Origin of the sequence: Flavonifractor sp. HCP28S3_F3 (assembly GCF_052065355.1) — a bacterium.
Classification (GTDB): Bacteria; Bacillota; Clostridia; order Oscillospirales; family Oscillospiraceae; genus Flavonifractor.
In genome coordinates this window covers 187,078-207,281 of sequence record NZ_JBQHUF010000002.1, presented here as the reverse complement: position 1 = coordinate 207,281, position 20,204 = coordinate 187,078, and the positions used below count along the sequence as shown (strand labels likewise).

Here is a 20,204-nt window from a genome sequence, read left to right as displayed (position 1 = left end):
ATCGACCGCGTTAAGTACGCTGTGAGGTTTAAACCAGCCGCGCCATAGAGGGCAGCTCGGGCCCGATAAGGGGCTTGCACCAGCGGCAGAATTCCTCCGTCACGTCGGTGCCGTCGGCGCTGAGGTATTCGGGAAGCAGTACCCGCTCCCCCAGCATGACCTCCTCGATGGGGATGAGGAAGGTCTCACACTGGTAAGGCTCGGTAGACAGCCGGCGGAAGCCCACCATCTTTCCGGTCTCTCCAGCCAGGGCAGCCCGGCAGGCCTCCCGGCCCGCCAGCTCCGCCTCCGCCGCGTCCACCGGGGACTGCCAGGCGATGGAGGCCCGGGCCAGGATGCCCGGCTTCTCACTGCGGGCCTTGATGCCCAGCCGCCGCACGATGAGCTGGGCCAGGTGGGAGGACACATCGCCGAAATAAGTAGAGCGTCCGGTCTGGAAGATGGGAGGCACAATGGGCTTGCCCTCATCGTCGTGGAGGCCCTCGCTGGCCACCACCACGACGCCGCCCAGCTTGCGGTACATATCGCCTACCCGGTCCAGGAACTCGTCCTCATGGAAGGACCGCTCAGGGGGATAGATCAGATGGGGTGCATCGCCTCCCTGCTCCCGGGCCAGAGCGGAGGCAGCGGTGGTCCAGCCGGCGTTGCGGCCCAGGGACTCCAGCACTACCACATGGATCGGCAGGCTGCGCACATCCACACCCAGTTCACGCACGGTGCCCGCCATGTAGCGGGCCACGCTGCCGAAGCCCGGGCAGTGGTCGGTGACCGCAATGTCGTTGTCCATGGTCTTGGGGATACCCATGACCTTGATGCCCTTATCCTTGCAGGCGGCTGCCAGCTTGCCGCAGGCGTCCATGGTACCGTTTCCGCCGTTCATCAGTACATAGCGGATGTTGTGCTGCTCCAGGATCTCCGTCATTCTGGCGTAATCCTCAGCCTCCAGAGCATCCCGGGAGGTGCCGATGGCAGTGGCGGGGGTAGTGGGCAGCAGTTCCAGCTGTGCCTCAGGGATGGTGTTGAAGTCCAGCAGCCGCTCCTTCAGCAGGCCGCCGGTACCGCCAACTGCACCGTAAACATGTTCCACCGCCCCGCTGGCCTGAGCCTCCCGAATCGCGCCGTACAGGGAGCAGTTGAGCACGGCGGTGGGGCCGCCGCCGTGAATGATGATCAGATTCTCTTTCAAAGGATTCCCTCCTCCTGTATATTCTCCTGTTCTTTTTATTATACCGTTTGTCAAAGAGCACCGCAAGGAGGATTTCCTATCCTCCTTTTATGATTTCAGGAGAAATTTGCCACAAAATTGGTAAAGCCTGGCCTCTTTTTTCGGATCATTTCACTCAGGACACGGCCAGATAATTGTAATCATCGAAAAGTACATATGCAATGGTTATGATTGATTCATCCTGGCAGGCCGCTCGTGATGTGAGGTCGATCGAATAAACCAGATTCACGGAGAAATCGCTATGTGGAAAAAGCAGCTCATTGTCACAAATTTGGTACTGCTCCTGCTGGCGCTGACAGCAGGAGCAGCGCCCACCATGGCCGCGGAACCGATGGATGAGGCCATCCTCCATATACCGCCTACACCCCCGCCAAGTAAAAAAGAAAACAGCGCCGCCGGACAGGAGTTTCTGTCCGGCGGTGCTGTTATGTCTGTCAATGCTGTTCCAGATAAGCCAGGATCTGCTCCGCGGTGGGCGGGCAGCCAGGCACCTGGCGGGAGGCGCAGTTGCAGCAGGCACCCACACCCAGCCCGTCAAAGGCCACGCCCTTCCAGCCCTGGCCGATGGCAATGGGCTCTCGGGAGGGGCGGCTGTTGTACAGGGCCCGCACCAGGCTGGCGTAGCAGGCAGAGCAGGCGCTCTTGGCCTGCACGTTCCGGGTGAGAGAGGCCACCTTGCCAGAGGGAGCAGGATAGCTCGCCGCGGCGGTGGGCTGGTTAAGCTGGATGATATCCCCCGCTTCGATCCGGGTAGTACCGGCTCCCCATCCCTCGGCCAGGCCGATGTAGGGCACCTGGTCCAGGTCCAAGCCCATCAGGCGGCAGCCGTAGGCGTCGATCTGCACCGGATCAGATCCCAGCATCATTCGGCCCGTGGGGACGGGGTTTCCGCCCTCCTCAAAGTTCAGGTCGCCGCAAATGCTGTCCACGATGGTCAGGTCGGGCTTGAGGGTGGCAGCTAGGGCGGCGATGGGCTCCATCAGCCCCTCGGCGTGAAAACGCCGCTTCTCCTTGTCAGGCAGGCAGCCCTTGCAGTTTTTCAGGGCGCAGGTCATCACCGTCTGGCAATGGCCCTTGAGCACCGGCAGGTTAATGAGGTAGCCCGCGTCTAGAGCACGGCAACAGATCTCCATGGGCCGGAGGGGCGAATTTACCCGGCGGGTCTTGTCGTGCTTCAGGTCGTAAAGGGGAACGTTGTAACGTTTGCCCACCTCGTCATAACCAGCAGCCCGGAAGGCCCGGCCGGTGTTGTCGCCCACCCAGGACCCCTCAATGATGCTGATATCGGTCACCCCATGGTCCCGCAAGTACTCGATGGCGCCGGAGAGCACCCCGGCGTGAGTGGTGGCTCCGCTCTCAGGAGAGGCCGCCACCACCAGGTTGGGCTTCAGGGCCACCGACGCCCCGGCGGGAATCTGCTTAATGACCTCCGCGCCCTCCATCAGGGCCTTTGTCATCCCATGGGCATCGGTACCGAAGATCTCGTAAATAGAAGGCATAGAAATGCTCCTTTTTCTTGGGTCAGATAAGTCCGCTGTCCTCCCGGCGGAAGTACTCCATGGCCAGCTCAATAAAATAGCGAGCCGCTTTGGAGAGGTAGCGGTTGCGGCGGCAGCACACTGACACATTCCAGGTGGGGCGCTCCGCCAGCCGGAAGCAGGCCACATTCCGCCGGTCCCTGACGTAGTAATAGGGCATGATGGAGCAGCTCAAGCCTTTTTCCACCATGGACACATTGGCCCGGTTGCTGGCCGTTTCCAGAAAGATATCCGGCTTGATGCCCGCCCGCTCGAAGATAGGGTCAATGATCTCTCGCTGAGTGGACTGCCGGTAAATGAGACAGAAGGTCAGATCCCGCAGATGTTTTGCGTCCAGGACCGTAAGGGGCTCACCCGGCGGGGCAGCCAGGGCGGCCAGGGGATGGTCCTGAGGCGTGATGAGGACAAATTCCTCCTTCAGCAGCGTGGTGGAAAGCAGCCCGGGCCGATCCTGGGCCTTAGCCGAAACGAAGCTCAGGTCCAGCTCGTCGTTCTGGAGCATTTCCAGCTGACGGCGGACGCTGATCTCCCGGGGGATCACGTTGATCTTGGGATACCGCTGGTAAAAGAGCGGGTAGACCGACATGAACATCTCCATTCCGCGCTCGGGCGCGAAGGCCAGGGAGAGCGTGCCACGCTGCCGGTCGGCCATGTCGTGGATGATCCGGTAGGCCTCGTTCTTCATGTCTACCATCTGCTTGGCGTAGTCCACGTACACCTTGCCCGCTGCGGTCAGGGCAAAGCTGCCTCTAGAGCGGTAGAACAGCTGGGTACCTAGCTCCTTCTCCAGCTTGAGCAGCTGCTGGTCCAGGGCGGATTGGGTAATAAACAGCTTGGCCGCTGCCTTGCTGATCCCCCCCTCCTGGGCAATGGTCAGAATGTAATTCATCTGCTTGATATCCAAGTCCCACCCCTCCTGTCTCTGGAAAAAAACGCCCCCGGTCCCGCAGGGAGATCGGGGGCGGTCGGCTCTTCACCCTCAGCGGCGGATGAGGAGCACTGCCACGTCGTTCACATTGGTACCGGTGGCTCCGGTTACGATGAGCCCACCGCAGGCATTGAGCGCGGTATAGGCATCGTTCTGCCGCAGCACATCAAAGATCCGCACGCCCTGACCGGCCAACAGATCCCGGGTACCGCCATCCACAAAGCCGCCTGCGGCGTCTGTGGGGCCGTCGGTGCCGTCGCTGCCTACGGAGAACACCGCGGTGTCCTTCAGGCCGGCGATCCCTTCGGCGGCAGCCAAGGCCAGTTCCTGATTCCGGCCACCCTTGCCCTTGCCCGTCAGGTGGACCACCGTCTCGCCGCCGGCCAGGAAGGCCAGAGAGCGGTCGGTGTTCTGATGGGACTGGGCGATGGAGGCCAGGAAGGAACCCGCCTCCCGGGCCTCACAGGTGAGGCAGTCGGTGAGCACCACCGGCTCGTAGCCCAGTTCCCGGCAGGCGGCCGCGGCGGCGGAGCACAGCTCCCGCACGCTGCCGGTGATGACGGTATGGACATTATCCAGCGTCTTGGGGGTCTCCCGGTCCAGGCAGCCCGCCGCCTCCTCAGAGAGGGGCAGGTTGTACTTCTCCGCGATGGCCTTAGCATCGGCGCAGGTGGAGGAGTCCGGATAGGCCGGGCCGGAGGCGATCATGTCCAGAGGATCCCCAATGATGTCGGAGAGCACGATGGAACAGACCTGGGCGGGAGCGCAGTGCTGGGCAAAGCGCCCGCCCTTCACGGCGGAAAGCCGCTTGCGGATGGTGTTCATCTCCACGATGTCCGCCCCGCAGGCCAGCAGGCTCTGGGTGATCTTCTGCAGCTCCTCCTGGGGGACCAGGGGAGCCTCAAACAGGGCGGAGCCGCCGCCGGAGAGCAGGAAGAGGACCATATCCTCCTCCGTCAGATCCTGGGTCAGGGCCAGAGCCTCCTCCGTGGCAGAAAAGGTGTCGTCATCGGGGACAGGATGGCCCGCCTCCCGGATGATCAGACTGCCGATGGGACCCTGAGCATGGCCGTGCTTGGTGATGACGATGCCGCCGCTCAGCTTCTCCCCCACGCAGTCGTAGGCGGCGCGGGCCATGGACCAGGCCGCTTTGCCCACGGAGACCAGCACCACCCGGCCGCTGGCCAGGGGGATCTCCTTCAGGGCCCGCCGCACCGCCGCGTCGGGCTGTACGGCAGTGATGGCCCGGGCAATGATCTGATCACAATCGTTTCTCAGTTTCATACCGTTCCTCCATGGATGCCTTTGATAAGGCTCAGATCAGGCCCGCCTCATGCATGGTGCGGCGGAAGCCTTCTTTGGCGGGGCCTTCGGGGGTGGGCAGGTTGGGCAGATAGGGCACGCCCACGTCCCGGCCCCGGAGCGTGGCCATATCCTTGGCGGCCACAGGGAAGCTGGCGGGGTCCATAGCCAGCCGGACGGGGTTCAGCTTGAACTGAGCCTCCAGGCTGCCCTTCAGATCCCCGGCCACGAACTTGTTGTACACGTCGGTGATCAGCTCGGGCATAAAGTTGGCGGCAGTGCACACGCCACCCACGGCGCCGTGGCACAGGCTGGCGTACAGCAGGGTATCCTTACCGCCGAACACCTTGAAGTTCACGTCACGGGTGCGGCGGATGAACTCGCTGGTGAGGGTGATATCACCGCTGGTATCCTTCATGCCCACAATGTTGGGCACCTGATGGGCCAGCTCGTCAATGAGCTGAGCGGTCAGGGTGTAACCCACGCGGCCGGGGTTATTGTAGAGCAGCATGGGAGTGTCGGGCACGCTTTCGGCAATGGTCTTAAAGTGCTGGAACAGCTCAGCATGGGTGGGCTTGAGGAACATGGGCTGGAGCACGCTGACGCTGGCGGCACCATTGGCTACCGCCATCTTGGCCAGACGGCAGCACTTCTTGGTGCTGATAGCGCCGATGCCGAAGTACACGGGGACGCGGCCGGCGGCCTGGTCCACCATGATCTTCAGACCCCGCTCCATCTCGTCCTCTTCCACCATGTAGAACTCGCCGTTGCTGCCGAAGGCCAGGATGCCGGACACTCCGCCGTTGATGACGTAGTCCACCTGGTCCCGCATCTTGGCTTCGTCGATGCACTCATTTTCGTCGATGGGGGTCAGAATGGGCACTACCACGCCCTTGATAAAATCGGTATTCATGACAGGTTCCCTCCCCTTCTGCCGGTTCGGGTCCCCTTACAGGGACTCGATGCCGGTCAGCTTCTTGTAGTACTTGATGATGGAGCTGTGGTCGTCCTGGCCGCAGCCGTTGTTGTGCAGCCACTGGAAGATCTCCTGCACAGCGGCGGTCATGGGCAGGGGGGAACCCACGGTGTGGGCGCAGTCCAGAGCGTTGTTCAGGTCCTTGATGTGCAGGTCGATCTTGAAGCCAGGCTTGTCGTTGCCCTCGATCATCATGGGAGCCTTGGCGTTCATGACGGTGGAACCGGCCAGGCCGCCGCGAATGGCCTCAAACACCAGCTGGGGCTCCACGCCGGCCATCTTGGCCAGGGTCAGGGCCTCGGACAGAGCCTGGATGTTGCAGGCCACGATGATCTGGTTGGCCAGCTTGGTGGTGTTGCCGGCGCCGACCTCGCCGCAGCGGACAACGGAAGCACCCATGGCGCCCAGCAGATCCTTGTACTTGTCAAAGACCTCCTGCTTGCCGCCCACCATGAAGGACAGGGTGCCGTCGATAGCCTTGGGCTCGCCGCCGGACACAGGGGCGTCCAGCATCTCGATGCCCTTCTTGGCCAGCTCAGCGGCGATCTCCTTGGAGGCCACGGGGTTGATGGAGCTCATGTCGATGAACACGGTACCGGGCTTCATGTGAGCGGCCACGCCGTCCTCGCCCAGCATCACGGCCTTGACCTGGGGGCTGTTGGGCACCATGGTCAGGACCACGTCGCAGGTCTCGCCGATCTCGGCGTTGGTGGCGGACTTGGCGCCGGCGGCCACCACTTCGTCCACAGCGGCCTTGTTCAGGTCGCTGACAGTCAGGTCATAGCCCGCCTTCAGCAGATTCTTCGCCATGGGCTTACCCATAATACCAAGACCAATCAGTCCGACTTTCATAGTAATTTCCTCCTAAATATTGAAAAATAGAATTTATCCAAACGGGTCATTCAAAGAGCGGCCACGTTTTTGGTGATGATGACGTTGGCGCCCAGGCCGCACACGTCGGGCAGGACCACCTGTCCGATGGTGGTGGGCGCTTTGACATGGAGCTTGTTGATGGCATCCATGACAGTGAAAATATCCTTCTTGGGGATGGGGTGGTCCAGACGGACGCTGACCAGAGGCAGCTCGCCCCCCTCCACGGGGATGCTGGTAGCGATGTTGCGCCGGGGATCGGTGAGCTCCTGCCGGACGTAATCCTTGCCCTTGGGGCAGGTGGCGCCCTCTATGGAGCGCACGTCGGTACCCTCATACTCGGCGGTAATCTCACAGCCGTTGGGGCAGATAATGCAGGTAAAGGTCCGCTTCACTGTACGCTCACCTCCAGATCTCCCTCGGTCTCCAGCTTCTCCGCAGGTACGGTGAGCTGGATCATCTCGGCGGGCAGGGCCTTGGGGAATTTCCGCCGCAGGACCTCCCGGCCGTTCTGAGTGACGGTGAGGGTGACTCCCTTCAGGGGCTTGCGCACTCTCAGGGAGAGGGTGAAGCTCCGGGTACCGCTGATCCGCTGGGGAATCACATGGCCCACATTGGCGCCAGTTTTCACTTCCAGGGGGCAGGCGGGCAGGGAGCCTTCCTTCAGGTACTCCGCCGCCGCGGACGCCAGGGCCTCCGCCTCCAGGGAGACGAAGTCCACCAGGTCGTGGACGTGGAGCACGTTGCCGGCGGAGAATACGCCGGGGATGCTGGTCTGATAGTGCTCATCCACAAAGGCGCCCTTGGTGCGGCCGTCCACCGCCAGGCCGGAGCCGTTAGCGATGTCCCCAGCGGGGATCAGGCCCACCGAGAGAATGAGGGTGTCGCAGTCCACCCGTTCCTCGGTGCCGGGGATGGGACGGAACTGTTCGTCCACCTGGGAGATGGTCACGCCCTCCAGCCGCTCCCGGCCGTGAATATCGGTGACGGTGTGGCTCAGGTGGAGAGGGATGTTGTAGTCGTTGAGGCACTGCTCGATGTTCCGGGGCAGGCCGCTGGGATAGGGCTGGACCTCGTAGACGCCCTTCACATGGGCCCCTTCCAGGGTCATGCGCCGGGCCATGATGAGGCCGATGTCGCCGCTGCCCAGGATGACCACTTCCCTGCCCACCATCAGGTTGCGCAGATTGATGTACTCCTGAGCCACGCCAGCGGTGTAGATGCCGGCGGGACGGCTGCCCGGAATGGCCAGGGCGCCCCGGGTACGCTCCCGGCAGCCCATGGTCAGGATCACCGCGTCGCCCTGGAGCTTCTTCAGCCCGGCGGGACCGGAGGCGGTGACGGTGCGGTCGGCCTCCAGAGAGAGGACGGTGGTATCGGTGAGACAGGTGATGCCCAGCTCCTCCGCCTGGTCCACAAACCGCTGTGCGTACTCCGGGCCGGAGAGGGTCTCTCCGAACCGGGTCAGGCCGAAGCCGTCATGGATGCATTGGCGAAGGATGCCGCCGGTGCGGTGCTCCCGCTCCAGCACCACCACATCGTCAATGCCCTTCTGCTTGAGCTGAATGGCGGCGGCCAGGCCGGCGGGTCCGCCGCCGATGACCACTGCCTGATGGCGTTCCACGTTCATGCCCGGTCCCCTCCTTTCACCGCGCCGGTGAACATCCAGGAGCCGGCGGGCCCCAGGTCGATGTCCTTAAAGTCCTCACCCAGCTCCTTATGGAGGGCCTCGGTGATGCGGGTCTCACAGTAGCCGCCCTGGCAGCGGCCCATGGTGGCGCGGGTGCGCACCTTGACGCCGTTGACAGTGTGGACCCCCAGAGGGTTGTGGATGGCCTGGAGGATCTCGGCCTTGGTGACCTTCTCACAGCGGCAGAAGATCTCGCCGTAATCCGGATTCTCCGCGATAGCGGCTGCCCGCTCCTCGTCGTTCATGTCGGCGAAACGGCGGATACCGTGGCGGACGGGGTCGAAGTCGGGGTTGGGCTCCAGCGTCTCCCGCTGGGCAATGATGGCCACGGCCCGGCGGGCCAGCGGCAGTGCGGAGGTCAGGCCGGGAGACTCGATTCCCACCAGGTTGACCACGCCCGGCACCTCGTCCCGGCACTCCAGCACAAAGTCCTGCACCACCCCGGTCTCGGGGTCGATGCGCTTGGGCCGGATGCCGGCAAAGTTGCGGATGAAGTAGCTGCGGTCCATGTGTTTGAACATGCGGGAACCGCTCTCGATCAGGCCGTCCATGGCAGCCCGGGTGGATTCATAGTCCTGGAAATCCCGGGCCAGCTGGCTGTCAGGACCCACCAGCACGTTGCCGTCCACTGTGGGGGTGGCGTGGGTATCGAAGGTGTTATCCGGATTGGGGGCGGGATAGACGGGGATCTTGGCGAACTGCCCCGCCAGCTTGTCAAGGACGAAGTACTCGCCCTTCACCGGCTTGATAACGTAGCCGGGGATGCCCAGCTGCTCGCTGACCACAGCGGAGTTGAGGCCCGCGCTGTTCACCACCCAGCGGGTGAGGAAATCACCCTTGGTGGTGTGGAGCAGGTGGGTGCCGTCGGCCTGCTTGGTCTCGCCGGTAAAGGCACAATTCAGGTGGTACTCCACACCGTTGTGGACGGCATTTTCCGCCAGAGCAATGGTGTAGAGGAAGGGGTCCAGGATGCCGCTGGCCGGACACCACATGGCGAAGTTGCCGCCGGCGCTGGGGTCCAGCTCGTCCATCCGGGCCCGGTCGATGATCTCCAGGCCCTTGACGCCGTTGGCCTCGCCGCGGGCCATGAAGTTCTCCAGACGCTGCCGGTCCTCGTCGGTAAAGCCCACGATGAGCTTGCCGGTGCGCTTGAAGGGCACGTCCAGCTCGGCTGCCACCTGGTCAAATTCCTGGTTGCCCTCCACGGCACAGATGGCCTTGAGGGTACCGGTCTTGTAGAGGAACCCGGCGTGGAGCATGCCGGTGTTTCGCCCGCTGGTCTGGGTACAGACGTCGCTCTCCTTCTCCAGCACGGCGATGCGCAGCTTGTACCGGGAGAGCTCCCGGGCAATGGCGCTGCCCACTACGCCGCCGCCGATGATGACGACGTCATAAGTCTGCTGCATACAGGTCATTCCTTTCTTAATTAAAGGAATAGGGTCAGGATAGGCACCGTGACCAGGCTGGTCAGGGTGGAAATAAACACACATTTGGAGGCAAACTGGGCATCCGCCCCGTATTTCTGGGCCAGAATGGCGGTGGTGGAGCCGATAGGCATGCCGGTGATAACCACGCTCACCCCAATGGTGAGGGGGTCCAGGCCCAGCAGCCGCAGGGCCACCAGGCAGATGCCAGGCAGCAGGAACTGCCGCACCGCCACCAGGTAAAAGCTCTTGGGATCTAAAACGGTCTTCAGCGGCACGTCGGCCAGGATGGCGCCCACCAGGGCCATGGCCATGGGAGAGGTGCAGCCGCCCAGATTGTCTACCGCGGTATCCACGAAGTGGGGCAGCGGGATCTGGAAAATCATCCGGATCAGGCCCACCTCCACGGCAATGATGCCCGGGTTGAGCATTACCTTTTTGACAGCCTCTTTGAAGTTGGCCTTTGTAAACAGGGAGATACCGGCGCTCCACATGAGGATGCGGGTGGGGATGATGAACAGGGAGCCCAGGAACAGTCCCTCGTCTCCGTAGGCCCCGCTGACCACCGGCAGTCCGGCAAAGCCGGAGTTGCTCACCAGGGTGCCGTACTGGAGGATGCTCTTTTCCTCATAGGGGAAGCGGTTGTAGAGCACCTTGCCCAGCAGCAGGGCCACGCAGGCCATGCCAGTGGCAATGATCAGCGCCACCGCTCCCTGTTTGAGGGCATCCAGACTGAACTCCATATTGAAGGATTCAAAGATCATACAGGGCAGGGTGACGAACACCACGAAGTCGGTGAGCTTATCACGGGCCACGTCATTGAAGATGCCCTTTTTCCTGCAGTAGAAGCCCACCGCCATGTAGATAAACAGGACGGTCTGGACGTCCACCATTTTGAAAAAGCTTTCCATCTCAGCCCTCGATGGGGGTAAGCAAGGCCCCCTGCCCGTCGAATTCCAACTCCTCCGGCTCCGATACCGCCTCCAGGCCGGACCACTTCCCTGCCTTTACATCCTCATAATAGGCCTCGCTGAGCATGATGCTGCCGATATGCAGGCTGTTGGGGATGCGGATGACGCGGGGATTGTTCTGGTCAATGCCGTTGCAGGTGCGGATGCACATTTGGATGGCCTCCTTGTCGGTGGCCACGATGCAGGGGATGCGGGCGGAGGTAAGTACGGTAGAGGTGATGCAGTTGGGATACATCATCTCCAGGTCGATCTTGTCAAAGAACCGCTTGGTGATCACGTTGGCCAGGCCCACACCCAGAGAATTGCCATGGCTGGCCTCGCTCAGGTCCAGGAAACAGGTGCGCTGAACTTTTACACCGCCATGGGCGTACTCGGTGGAAAAAGTGCCGGTGATATTGGGATCTACGCCGGTGCCCGAGTAATTCTTGCCGGTCTCGTCCACAACCAGCACGTCACACTCCCCCACCAGCAGGGAGGGCATGTGGGCAAAAGCCTCTTTCAGCAGCTCCGGCTCCCGGTCCAGGATATCGCCCTTATCAATGGCCTCCAGCTTCCAGGTCTGGTCGTAGGCGTTCTCCAGACAGGGAATTGCAAACAGAATGGGGGCCTTCTCCAGGGCCACCTTGGCCATGGAGGGAATATTTTTGCCGATCTTGCCCATGCCCTCAGCATGGACCCGCTCAGCTCCCTTCTGCTTGCCCAGACCCACCGTCATCATCTTGCAGGGACCGCTCTCATAGGGTCCCCGGAAGGCGTTGTGAGGCTTCAGGCGGCAGGAGAGGATGATGCCGTCGGCATTATAAGCATTTTTGTCCATATACACCGGCATGCCGGTGTCGGAGACCCCCAGCTCCACTACCTCCATGCTGCTGCGGATCTCGCAGCCCATGGTCTCGGGGGTGATACCGTAGCCCGCCAGGATGTCCAGCTGACCCTGGGCGGTGGCGCCGCCGTGGCTGCCCATAGCAGGTACGATAAAAGGAGTGGCTCCACGGGATTTAACAAAGTCCACCACCGCTTTGGTGATGATATCCACGTTGGCGATGCCCCGGCTTCCGGCAGTAATGGCGATCTCCATGCCGGGCTGCACTTTGGAACGGAAGGGCTCCCGGTCCAGCTGTTCCGTCACAGCTGCGGGGATATCCGCCGGCTCAATGTGCTCCTGGGGAAAGATCTGCCGGGCCCGGAACATCCGGGGAATAGGTACGCCGGCCAGAAGCTGGGAGACTACGCCTCCCTGTTTGATTTCCATTGGCTTCCGCCTCCTTAAGCGTCAAGTGCGCCTATGGCTCCCGCCGGTATAGCCCGGCGGGAGCCTGGTGCGGACATATCTGTTTAGGTAATAGGCGCGGGGTTGAAGATGCAGATGTCGTTGTGGAAGCCGTACTGGTCGGAGTAAGGTTTCTTCACGCCACTGGCTACATCCAGAATGAGCTCGAACAGCTCGGTGCCCACGTCGGCAATGGTCTTTTCACCGGTGGCGATGGGACCGGCGTTGACGTCGATCATATCGAACCAGTGCTCCTTCATCTCGTTGCGGGAGCAGACCTTGATGACGGGGGCGGCGGCCAGACCGTAGGGAGTGCCCCGGCCGGTCATAAAGACCTGGAGGCCGATGCCGCTGGCCAGCTGGCAGGGTCCGCAGACGATGTCGCTGGCGGGGGTGGCAGCGTAGATCAGGCCGTGCTTGCTGGGCTTCTCCGCCGGGGAGAGGACCTCCTCGATGGGGGCAGTGCCCGACTTGGCGATGGAGCCCATGGCCTTCTCCACGATGTTGGCCAGACCACCTTTTTTGTTGCCGGGGGTGGGGTTAGCATCACGGTCCACGCCGCCAGCCTCCAGGTAGTCATCATACCACTTCATCTCAGCGGCCAGCTTGTCGCGGGTGGCCGCGTCCCGGCAGCGGGCGGCCAGCAGATGCACGCCGTCCCGCACCTCGGTGACCTCGCTGAACATGACGGTGGCTCCGCCCTTTACCAGCATGTCGGCGGCATAGCCGGCGCTGGGGTTGGCGGTGAGGCCGGAGAAGGCGTCGGAACCGCCGCACTGCATGCCGATGAGCAGCTCGCTGAGGGGCAACTCCTCACGGCGGCGCTGGTTGAGCTTCTCCAGCTTCTTTTCAGCCATATCCATCAGGGCCTGCATCATAGCGTCATGGCCCTTGTAGTCCTGGAGGGTGAGGGTATTCTCAGGGGTGATGTCCTCGGGGGGCAGCACCATGTCATAGGTGAGCTTTTCGCAGCCCAGGCCCACCACCATCAGCTCCCCACCGAAGTTGGGGTGGCGGATGAGGTTGGTCACCGCCCGGATGGGGATGTGAGCCTCCCGGGCCTTGATGGCCACGCCGCAGCCGTAGGGGTGGTTGATGGCCACCACATCATCCACATTGGGATACTTGGGCAGCAGCTCCTTCTTGATGCGCTCCACCGCCACGTTGACCACACCGGCAGCGCACTGCACCGTGGTGACGATACCCAGCAGATTGCGGGTACCGGCAGGGCCGGTCTTGTTGCGGTAGCCCATCCAGGTGGTGCGGGTGGGGCTGGGCAGGTCCTCCTTGGCTACCAGATTGGTGCCGAAGGGCATGTTGTCCACAGAGGGGCTTTCAGGCAGATCCAGCATATGCTCGTTGATCCAGGCGCCCACGGGGATGTCGTCCTTAGCGTAGCCCAGTACCACGCCGTAGCGGACTACCTCGCCCCCCTTGGGGATGTCGGTCAGGGCAATTTTATGGGCCTGGGGAATTTCCTCCCGGGTGACCACGCCAGGCATGACCTGGGTCCCCTTGGCGATATTTTCCACCGCAATGGCCACATTGTCAATGTCCTTTACTTTGATGTACAGCGGTGCGCTCATATCCATACTTCCTTTGGATTACTTCTTTTCGGAGAGTTCCTTCTCCTGACGCTTGGCCTTACGGTTATCCAGAACAGCGTAGACGATGGAGAGGATGATCAGAGCCCAGATGACCCAAGCCATGGGCCGCACGAACAGGCCGGTGAGGTAGCCGTTGTAAGCGGTGAGCACCTGGATGAAGTAGTCCTCCAGGTCGCCGCCCAGGATGAAGCCGATGAGGAAGCAGGACACGGGGAAGTGGAACTTCTTGATGAGCAGGCCCACGATGCCGAACAGCAGCAGGCACCACACGTCAAACATACGGCCGTTCAGGGTGGCATAGGCGCCCACGGTGCACATCATGAGCACCACAGGATACAGCCGCTCCTGGGGGATCAGGATGATCTTGGCCAGCAGCTTGATGGGGAAGAACATAACCACATACATCAGGATGTTACACACCAGCAAGGCAACCAGGATGGTGTTCCAGATTTCGGGGTTGTTGGTGATGAACAGGGGGCCCACCTGGATGCCCTGGAGCATGAAGGCGCCGATCAGGACAGCGGTGGTGGAGTCGCCGGGGATGCCCAGGCTCAGCAGGGGCACCAGAGCGCCGCCGGTCAGGCCGTTGTTGGAGGACTCGGAAGCGATCAGGCCCTCAGGCACGCCGGTACCCAGCAGCTCGGGATGCTTGGACCAGCTCTTGGCCTGGGAGTAAGCGATCAGGGAAGCGGCGGAACCGCCCACGCCGGGGAGGATGCCCATGAAGGTGCCCAGCAGGGCAGAACGGAACACATTGATGACCTGGCCCTTGAAGTCCCGGGTGAACTTGAACTTCACCTCGTTGCTGATGCCTTTGGTGTCATCCTTGGAGTAGGAGGCATGCATACCCGTCTCACACTGCTCCAGCATCTCGGAGATAGCGAACAGGCCGATGAGCACGGGGAACAGCTGGAAGCCGCTCTGCATCTCGCTCTTAATGAAATCGGGCACCATGCGGTACTCGTTGTTGACAGAGAACTGGTTCATCATGGCCACCAGCACACCCAGCATGCCGATCCACAGGCCGCGGAGCATCTGGCCCCGGGACAGAGCGGCGATAACGGTGAGGGCGAACAGGATGATGAGGAACTTCTCCACGGCGGAGAACTTGATGGCCCAGCCGGCCAGGATGGGGGTGAACAGAGCCAGGACGACCAGAGAGATCATGCCGCCGAAGAAGGAAGAGGTAACGCCGATCTTCAGAGCACGTTCACTTTCGCCTCGTGCCGCCATGGGGTTGCCGTCGAAGGTAGTACACACCGACGAAGGCGTGCCGGGGATGTTGATGAGGATGGCGGGGACTAGACCGCCGGAAATACCGCCCACGTACAGGCCCATCAGCAGGTACAGGGCCATCTCCATGGAGTAGGCATAGGTCAGGGGCAGGAAGACGGCCACAGCCATGGTGGCAGTCATACCGGGGATGGCGCCGAAGATAATGCCGATCACGACGCCGAACAGGGCCACGGCGATGTATTCCGGGCCGATCACAAAAGGAAGCTCAAATCCCATGAATTACACCAGCCTTTCTTAGTAGAGGATGAAGCCCAGGGCCGGGATCTCGATGGTGCAGATGCCGGAGGGCAGGGTGATGGCGAACAGGGTACCGAATACCAGGCTGATAACCACACAGGCCACCACGGAAATGATGATGCTGGTCACATGGTACTTGGCGCTTTTCATCTGCTCCTTGTTGGCAAACAGGGTGTTGAACAGGAACAGAGCTACGATAGAACACACGGTGAAGCCGATCTTGTCCAGCAGGAAGAAATAGACAAACATCAGAGCGAGACAGCCCCAGAATTTCACCTTATCATAGTTCTCTGCAAAAAAGCGGCCGGGCTTGGCAAAGAAGCCCTTGCCTGCCTTTACGCGGGCCCGTCCCTCCAGGACGATCAGCAGCACACCCAGGATCACCAGAATGCCGATGGTGATGCTGGGGAAGATCCAATGCTGGGTCGAATAGACCACATTGATGCGCATCTTGTTACCTCTCTTTCTCGATCATTACGGGAAGCGCCCCGCCGAAACGCCAACCACCGGTCGGGTTTCAGCGGGGCGCCATTTTAGGTCTGAATTAGGTCAACTCGTTGAGGCCGGGAGCCACGTCGATGATCTGCTGAGCGATCTCGCTCTTCTCAGTGATGAACTGACGGGAAGCCTCCAGATCAGCCTCCTCAGCGGTCACGTTGCTGTACATCAGGTTGGCCATCTCAGCCTGGAAGTCGGGGTTCTCGCACACCTTCTGCATGGCAGCGGTGATCTCATTCAGGATACCCTCGTCCATATCCTTGGGGAACAGCATGAAGAAGTCCTTGTTGAAGTCGAAGGGCTCGCCGTTGAAGGTGATGCCGTCGTCAGCCATGGAGATGACGCCGCTGCCTTCCAGGTTGCCGCAGGTATCGAACAGCTTCATAGCCAGCTGGGCGTCCACGCCCTCCTTGGTGAACTCCACGCAGGAGGAGTAGTCAGCGTAGATGATGTCGGCGTTGCCGTCCCACAGGCGCTGCTTCTTCTCGTCGGTGGTGCCGCCAACCAGAGCCTTGATGCGGGAAGCCACGTCGTCACCGTACTGCTCCTTCACCCACATGTACCAAACCACGAAGTCCAGGTGAGAAGCGGAGCCAGACTCGATGTTCACGCGCAGCTCCTCAGACGGGTTGTCCTTCAGCCACTGAGCAGCCTCGCTCAGGTTGTTGTAGGGAGCGTCGGCATGGGCCACGAAGCAGCCGCCGGGGTTCACGCCAATGCGGGGACCGACGGTCAGGTTGTCCAAGGAGTACTCCTCACCCACAGCGCCGAACAGCACGCTCAGGTAAGCCATGTCGTGGAACATCATGATGGTGGTGCCGTCGCCGTCAGCCTTGCTGATGGCGTCCAGAGCCTGAGCATTGCCCACGGCGTCGACCTTGCCGTTGAAGCCCATCTCTTCGCCCAGATAACGGGTAACCATGTCGGCGATCATGTAGGAGTCGCCGCCGGTGGAGGTGGAACCGATAACCACGCGGACGCGCTTGCCCTTCAGGCTGCTCTCGCCGGAGGCGTTGTTGGCCTCGCCGGTCTGCTCGGTGCCGGGATCGCCGGTGTTGTCGGCGTCGTTATTGCCGCTGCTGGTGTTGCCGCAGCCGGCCAGCAGGCCGACCGTCATGGACGCTGAGAGGAGCAGTGCAACCAGTTTCTTGAACTTCATTGTGCAATCCTTCCTTTCGTTCTTTCACATTCACACTGTATTGGGTTTCGCTTGGGAAAAGGGTCTGCTTCACTACCGTGCTCATATGATAGCAAAAGCACACCTTTCTTTCTATTCGCAAATAGCCTTGAATCTCTCCCCCAAAATTAGAATTTTTGTTCTTATTTCATATCATTGCAACTATTATTTCATTCTGTCCCCTATTACGTTTCATTCTTGAAATATTTTTTCCACACATTTCGGAAGATTTTAGTGCTTTTTTCGTTCTTTTTCTATTTTCTAAAAATTAGAGTGTTTAAAATCAGTAAAACTGCACAAAAGCAACTCACTTTATTGTCAATTCTCTTACACTTGTGTATTCTTTTCTAATTTGATACACTGGACATGACGCAGCAGTCGTTTGAATAAAAGGAGCGTGTACAAATGAAAGAGATGAAACAGGGACTGCTGGAGTCCCTTTCCGCCCAGTACAGGCGGCTGCGCCTGCTCTACCTGGTCTATCTGGCCGCTGCCGTTCTGGCTCTGATCTTCTTCTTTGTGGATAAGCGGGTTACACTGGTACTGATCGCCGCCAGTCTGATCTTCCACCTGGTGGTGGTGCGGCGCTGTTCCAAAGCCTACTGCCTGGCTTTCGTCCACACCTGCCTGCAGAGCACCTTTGAACGGGTGCTCCAGAACGCCAAGCACACGCCGGAATCTCCCCTGGATCCGGAATCGCTGCGGCAGGTGCGGTTGGTGGCTTCCAACTCCGCTAAGGGCTCCGTTTTGGTCCGCGAAGGTGGTACCGGTTCTTATCGAGGCCGTGCCGTGGCCCTGAGTGATGCGGGCTTCACCCATACCTTTGATATGGCGGGCAAGCGGCACCACGAATTTGTCATCGGCGCCTGGGTAACGGTGGCACTGGACCACGATACCCGTCTGGACTGCCGGCTGATCCACCCCAAGGTGATGATGAAGGACTCCCGGGATCCCTATTTCAGCGGAGAGCGGGACCTCCAGCAGGTGGTGAGCGGCCTGCCCGAGTGGATGAGCCGGGACGGCTGGCTGGTGCTGCGGCCCCGCGAGACACCGCAGCTGCCCGACGGAACTTTCCTCAGCGCCCTGCGCACCCTGGCAGGCAAGACCGACCGGCCTCTGGCCGTGTGTATTCAGGGGGATAAGCTCCACGTCTATGTGACCAACCGCATTCTGGGCCAGAAGGTGAGCAGCCGGGTGGCCCCCAGCCAGGCGGTAGTGGATACCGACTTCTTCCCCGAGCTGAGTGGGATCCTGAAACTGTCCGATGTTCTGTAAAACAAGTGCAAAAAAGTGCCGGCCCCGTGGGGGCAGGCACTTTTTTGTTCAACGCTGGTAATGGTCCCGAATGCCGTACTGCTTCATTCGACGCCAGAGGGTAGTCTTGCTCATGCCCAGCTCAGCCGCCGCCTCCGCCCGGCTGCCGCCCCAGCGGGAGAGGGCGGCGATAATCCGAGCCGCTTCCTCCGACGGAGGCTGCTCCTGAGACTCGGTGACAGGAAGATCACCGGGATACAGCTCCTCCAGCAGGTCCCGAACATAACCGTCCTTCACGGTACGGGAGGGGGCGGTGAGGGACATCCGCTCCAGGAACGTGCGCAGCTGGATATAATTGCCCGGCCAAGGGTAATCCATCAGCACCTTCCTGGCCTCCTTGGTAAGCACCACATAGCGGTTAAACTTGGTGACACAGTCATCCAGGCACATGCTGATCGCCTGCTCCAGATCGTCCGGCCGGGTGCGCAAAGGCGGCAGTGTGAGCCGCTGGGGGGAGAGAATATAGCCCAGCTCCGGCAAAAAGCTGCCGTCGTTCATCCGGGGCAGCTCCATGTCGGAGGTGGAGACGATCACCCGCACGGAAACAGGCTGCGGCGCCGGCTCACCAGCCAAATGCACCACATTCTCCCGGATCAGGCGGCAGAGCACATGCTGGCCGCCCTGTTCCAGATACTCCAGATGGTCCAGATAGAGGGTTCCGGTGTCCGCGTCCTTGGCCGCCCGGGACAGCGCTTTCCACAGCTCCTGCCAACCCGCTCCGCAATCAAAGGTGACAAAAGGACCTTTGGAGCAGGGACTGGCGTTGTGGATGCTCTGGGCAAACAGAGATTTGCCGCTGCCTACCTCCCCCCGGAGGAAAATTGGCTGGGTGGTGCCGGCAAAACTGCGGGCCAGACGCACCACCCGGGCCATCTCCCGACTGGTATGGTTCACATCCTCAAAGCGGCCGTAAGCCAGGTAGCGCTGGAGGCGATACCGTTCCCGCAGAGCCCGTTCCCCCTGCCGCTCCATCTTGTGCATCTCGTAGAAGGAGAAGATCATCCCCTCCTCCGCTCCCCAGTCAGTCACCGGGGCGGCGTTGGCCACCACATGGACCCCGGCTACGCTGAGCACCGAGAAGTAGAGCTCCTGGTGTTTGGCCAGGGCGTCGGTCCACAGATCCTGATCCTCCTGCGGCATGAGTGCAGACAGAGGCTGGCCTACCAGCTGCTCCCGGTCCAGGGAGAGGATCTTGCAGGCCATATCATTACTCCGGGTAATGACACCGGCGGCATCCAGCTCGATGATGCCATTGAAGGAGTAGTCCAGCAAAACCTGGAGGTGCGCGGTGTTCCGCCGCTCGGCGTCGGAGGCGAAGCCCACGCTGCGGGCGTTGCGCAGACTGGTGCGCAGGGAGTCCTCCGTACCTTCAAAAAACAAGGTCCGCTTGCCCAGGCGGCGGCAGCAGGCGTTGACGAAATCGCCGCCCAGGATTACATCCATCCCGTCGGCCACCGCCTGCTCCACCCCTTGCTCCGTCTCGTTCACACCAGCCACGAAGTAGGTGTGCAGCTCAATGCCCACCACTTCCTCAAAGCCCTGGATCTCCCCCACCATGTTGGGGATGGTAACCACCCCAACCTTGGGGCGCTCCACCCGGGGCACCAGCTTTTTGGCCCGATGGAGCAGCAGGGCGATCTCCATACCGGTGAGGCGGATCTCCACCACCGGTAGGTCAGTGTGCTCTTTCAGGATGGACGCCTGACGGCCCCGGGCCACCAGAATATCCGCGCCCAGAGCGCGGCACTCCTCCACCTGATCCAGAACCTCTTCCGTGGGCACCGACTTGTTCAGGACGACCTCCATACCCAGTTCCCGGGCGATCCGTCCTGCGGGCTCCACCATCTCCGTCCGGGGGAGAAGCAGCGCAAACTTCGCCAT

General features: G+C 61.2%; 17 protein-coding genes. 1 reads left to right on the top strand and 16 read right to left on the bottom strand.

All coding sequences use genetic code 11. The features are described from left to right. Window positions 1-28: 28 nt before the first annotated feature. The 15 genes from ACTNB1_RS03550 to ACTNB1_RS03480 form a co-directional block, all read right to left on the bottom strand. Window positions 29-1,186 carry a diphosphate--fructose-6-phosphate 1-phosphotransferase gene (locus ACTNB1_RS03550; protein ID WP_441167902.1) on the bottom strand — a complete coding sequence of 386 codons (1,158 nt, stop codon included), beginning with the start codon at window positions 1,184-1,186 and terminating at the stop codon, window positions 29-31. 473 nt (window positions 1,187-1,659) lie between these two features. Beyond that, a complete protein-coding gene (locus ACTNB1_RS03545; RefSeq protein ID WP_441167901.1) occupies window positions 1,660-2,724 on the bottom strand; it encodes a DUF362 domain-containing protein in 1,065 nt (354 codons plus the stop codon). A 22-nt stretch (window positions 2,725-2,746) separates the two neighbouring features. Continuing rightward, window positions 2,747-3,667, bottom strand: a complete 921-nt coding sequence (locus ACTNB1_RS03540) for a LysR family transcriptional regulator (RefSeq protein ID WP_441167900.1) — start codon at window positions 3,665-3,667, stop codon at window positions 2,747-2,749. Window positions 3,668-3,742: 75 nt separating this feature from the next. Next, on the bottom strand, window positions 3,743-4,975 hold the full coding sequence (locus tag ACTNB1_RS03535; protein ID WP_441167899.1) for a glycerate kinase type-2 family protein: 1,233 nt from the start codon (window positions 4,973-4,975) through the stop codon (window positions 3,743-3,745). Window positions 4,976-5,006: 31 nt separating this feature from the next. Continuing rightward, the gene (locus tag ACTNB1_RS03530; protein ID WP_441167898.1) at window positions 5,007-5,906 is read right to left on the bottom strand and encodes a dihydrodipicolinate synthase family protein; all 900 of its coding nucleotides are present in this window, start codon (window positions 5,904-5,906) and stop codon (window positions 5,007-5,009) included. Window positions 5,907-5,942: 36 nt separating this feature from the next. Then, window positions 5,943-6,821: a 2-hydroxy-3-oxopropionate reductase gene (garR, locus tag ACTNB1_RS03525; protein WP_441167897.1), complete on the bottom strand. Its 879-nt coding sequence runs from the start codon at window positions 6,819-6,821 to the stop codon at window positions 5,943-5,945. Window positions 6,822-6,871: 50 nt separating this feature from the next. Next, a complete protein-coding gene (locus tag ACTNB1_RS03520) occupies window positions 6,872-7,234 on the bottom strand; it encodes a DUF1667 domain-containing protein (RefSeq protein WP_441167896.1) in 363 nt (120 codons plus the stop codon). Beyond that, a complete protein-coding gene (locus tag ACTNB1_RS03515) occupies window positions 7,231-8,469 on the bottom strand; it encodes an NAD(P)/FAD-dependent oxidoreductase (protein WP_441167895.1) in 1,239 nt (412 codons plus the stop codon). The genes ACTNB1_RS03520 and ACTNB1_RS03515 overlap by 4 nt, the downstream gene beginning before the upstream one ends. Then, window positions 8,466-9,935, bottom strand: a complete 1,470-nt coding sequence (locus ACTNB1_RS03510; protein WP_441167894.1) for an NAD(P)/FAD-dependent oxidoreductase — start codon at window positions 9,933-9,935, stop codon at window positions 8,466-8,468. Before ACTNB1_RS03510 ends, ACTNB1_RS03515 begins: the two co-directional genes overlap by 4 nt. A gap of 20 nt (window positions 9,936-9,955) precedes the next feature. Continuing rightward, complete coding sequence (locus ACTNB1_RS03505) at window positions 9,956-10,864, bottom strand: AEC family transporter (RefSeq protein WP_441167893.1); 909 nt, start codon at window positions 10,862-10,864, stop codon at window positions 9,956-9,958. Between the two features lies 1 nt (window position 10,865). Continuing rightward, the gene (locus ACTNB1_RS03500; RefSeq protein ID WP_441167892.1) at window positions 10,866-12,176 is read right to left on the bottom strand and encodes a lactate racemase domain-containing protein; all 1,311 of its coding nucleotides are present in this window, start codon (window positions 12,174-12,176) and stop codon (window positions 10,866-10,868) included. 83 nt (window positions 12,177-12,259) lie between these two features. Further along, entirely contained in the window at window positions 12,260-13,780 is a 1,521-nt protein-coding gene (garD, locus tag ACTNB1_RS03495; protein ID WP_441167891.1) for a galactarate dehydratase, read from the bottom strand. Between the two features lie 18 nt (window positions 13,781-13,798). Further along, window positions 13,799-15,313 (bottom strand): tripartite tricarboxylate transporter permease, encoded by a 1,515-nt coding sequence (locus tag ACTNB1_RS03490; RefSeq protein WP_441167890.1) that lies wholly within the window; start codon window positions 15,311-15,313, stop codon window positions 13,799-13,801. Between the two features lie 18 nt (window positions 15,314-15,331). Beyond that, entirely contained in the window at window positions 15,332-15,784 is a 453-nt protein-coding gene (locus tag ACTNB1_RS03485) for a tripartite tricarboxylate transporter TctB family protein (RefSeq protein WP_441167889.1), read from the bottom strand. A gap of 94 nt (window positions 15,785-15,878) precedes the next feature. Further along, a complete protein-coding gene (locus ACTNB1_RS03480) occupies window positions 15,879-16,991 on the bottom strand; it encodes a hypothetical protein (RefSeq protein WP_441167888.1) in 1,113 nt (370 codons plus the stop codon). 423 nt (window positions 16,992-17,414) lie between these two features. Between ACTNB1_RS03480 and ACTNB1_RS03475 the strand changes: the two genes are divergently transcribed. Further along, complete coding sequence (locus ACTNB1_RS03475; protein WP_441167887.1) at window positions 17,415-18,284, top strand: hypothetical protein; 870 nt, start codon at window positions 17,415-17,417, stop codon at window positions 18,282-18,284. 48 nt (window positions 18,285-18,332) lie between these two features. Here the strand turns inward: ACTNB1_RS03475 and ACTNB1_RS03470 are convergent, their stop codons facing one another. Further along, a complete protein-coding gene (locus tag ACTNB1_RS03470) occupies window positions 18,333-20,204 on the bottom strand; it encodes a PrpR N-terminal domain-containing protein (protein ID WP_441167886.1) in 1,872 nt (623 codons plus the stop codon).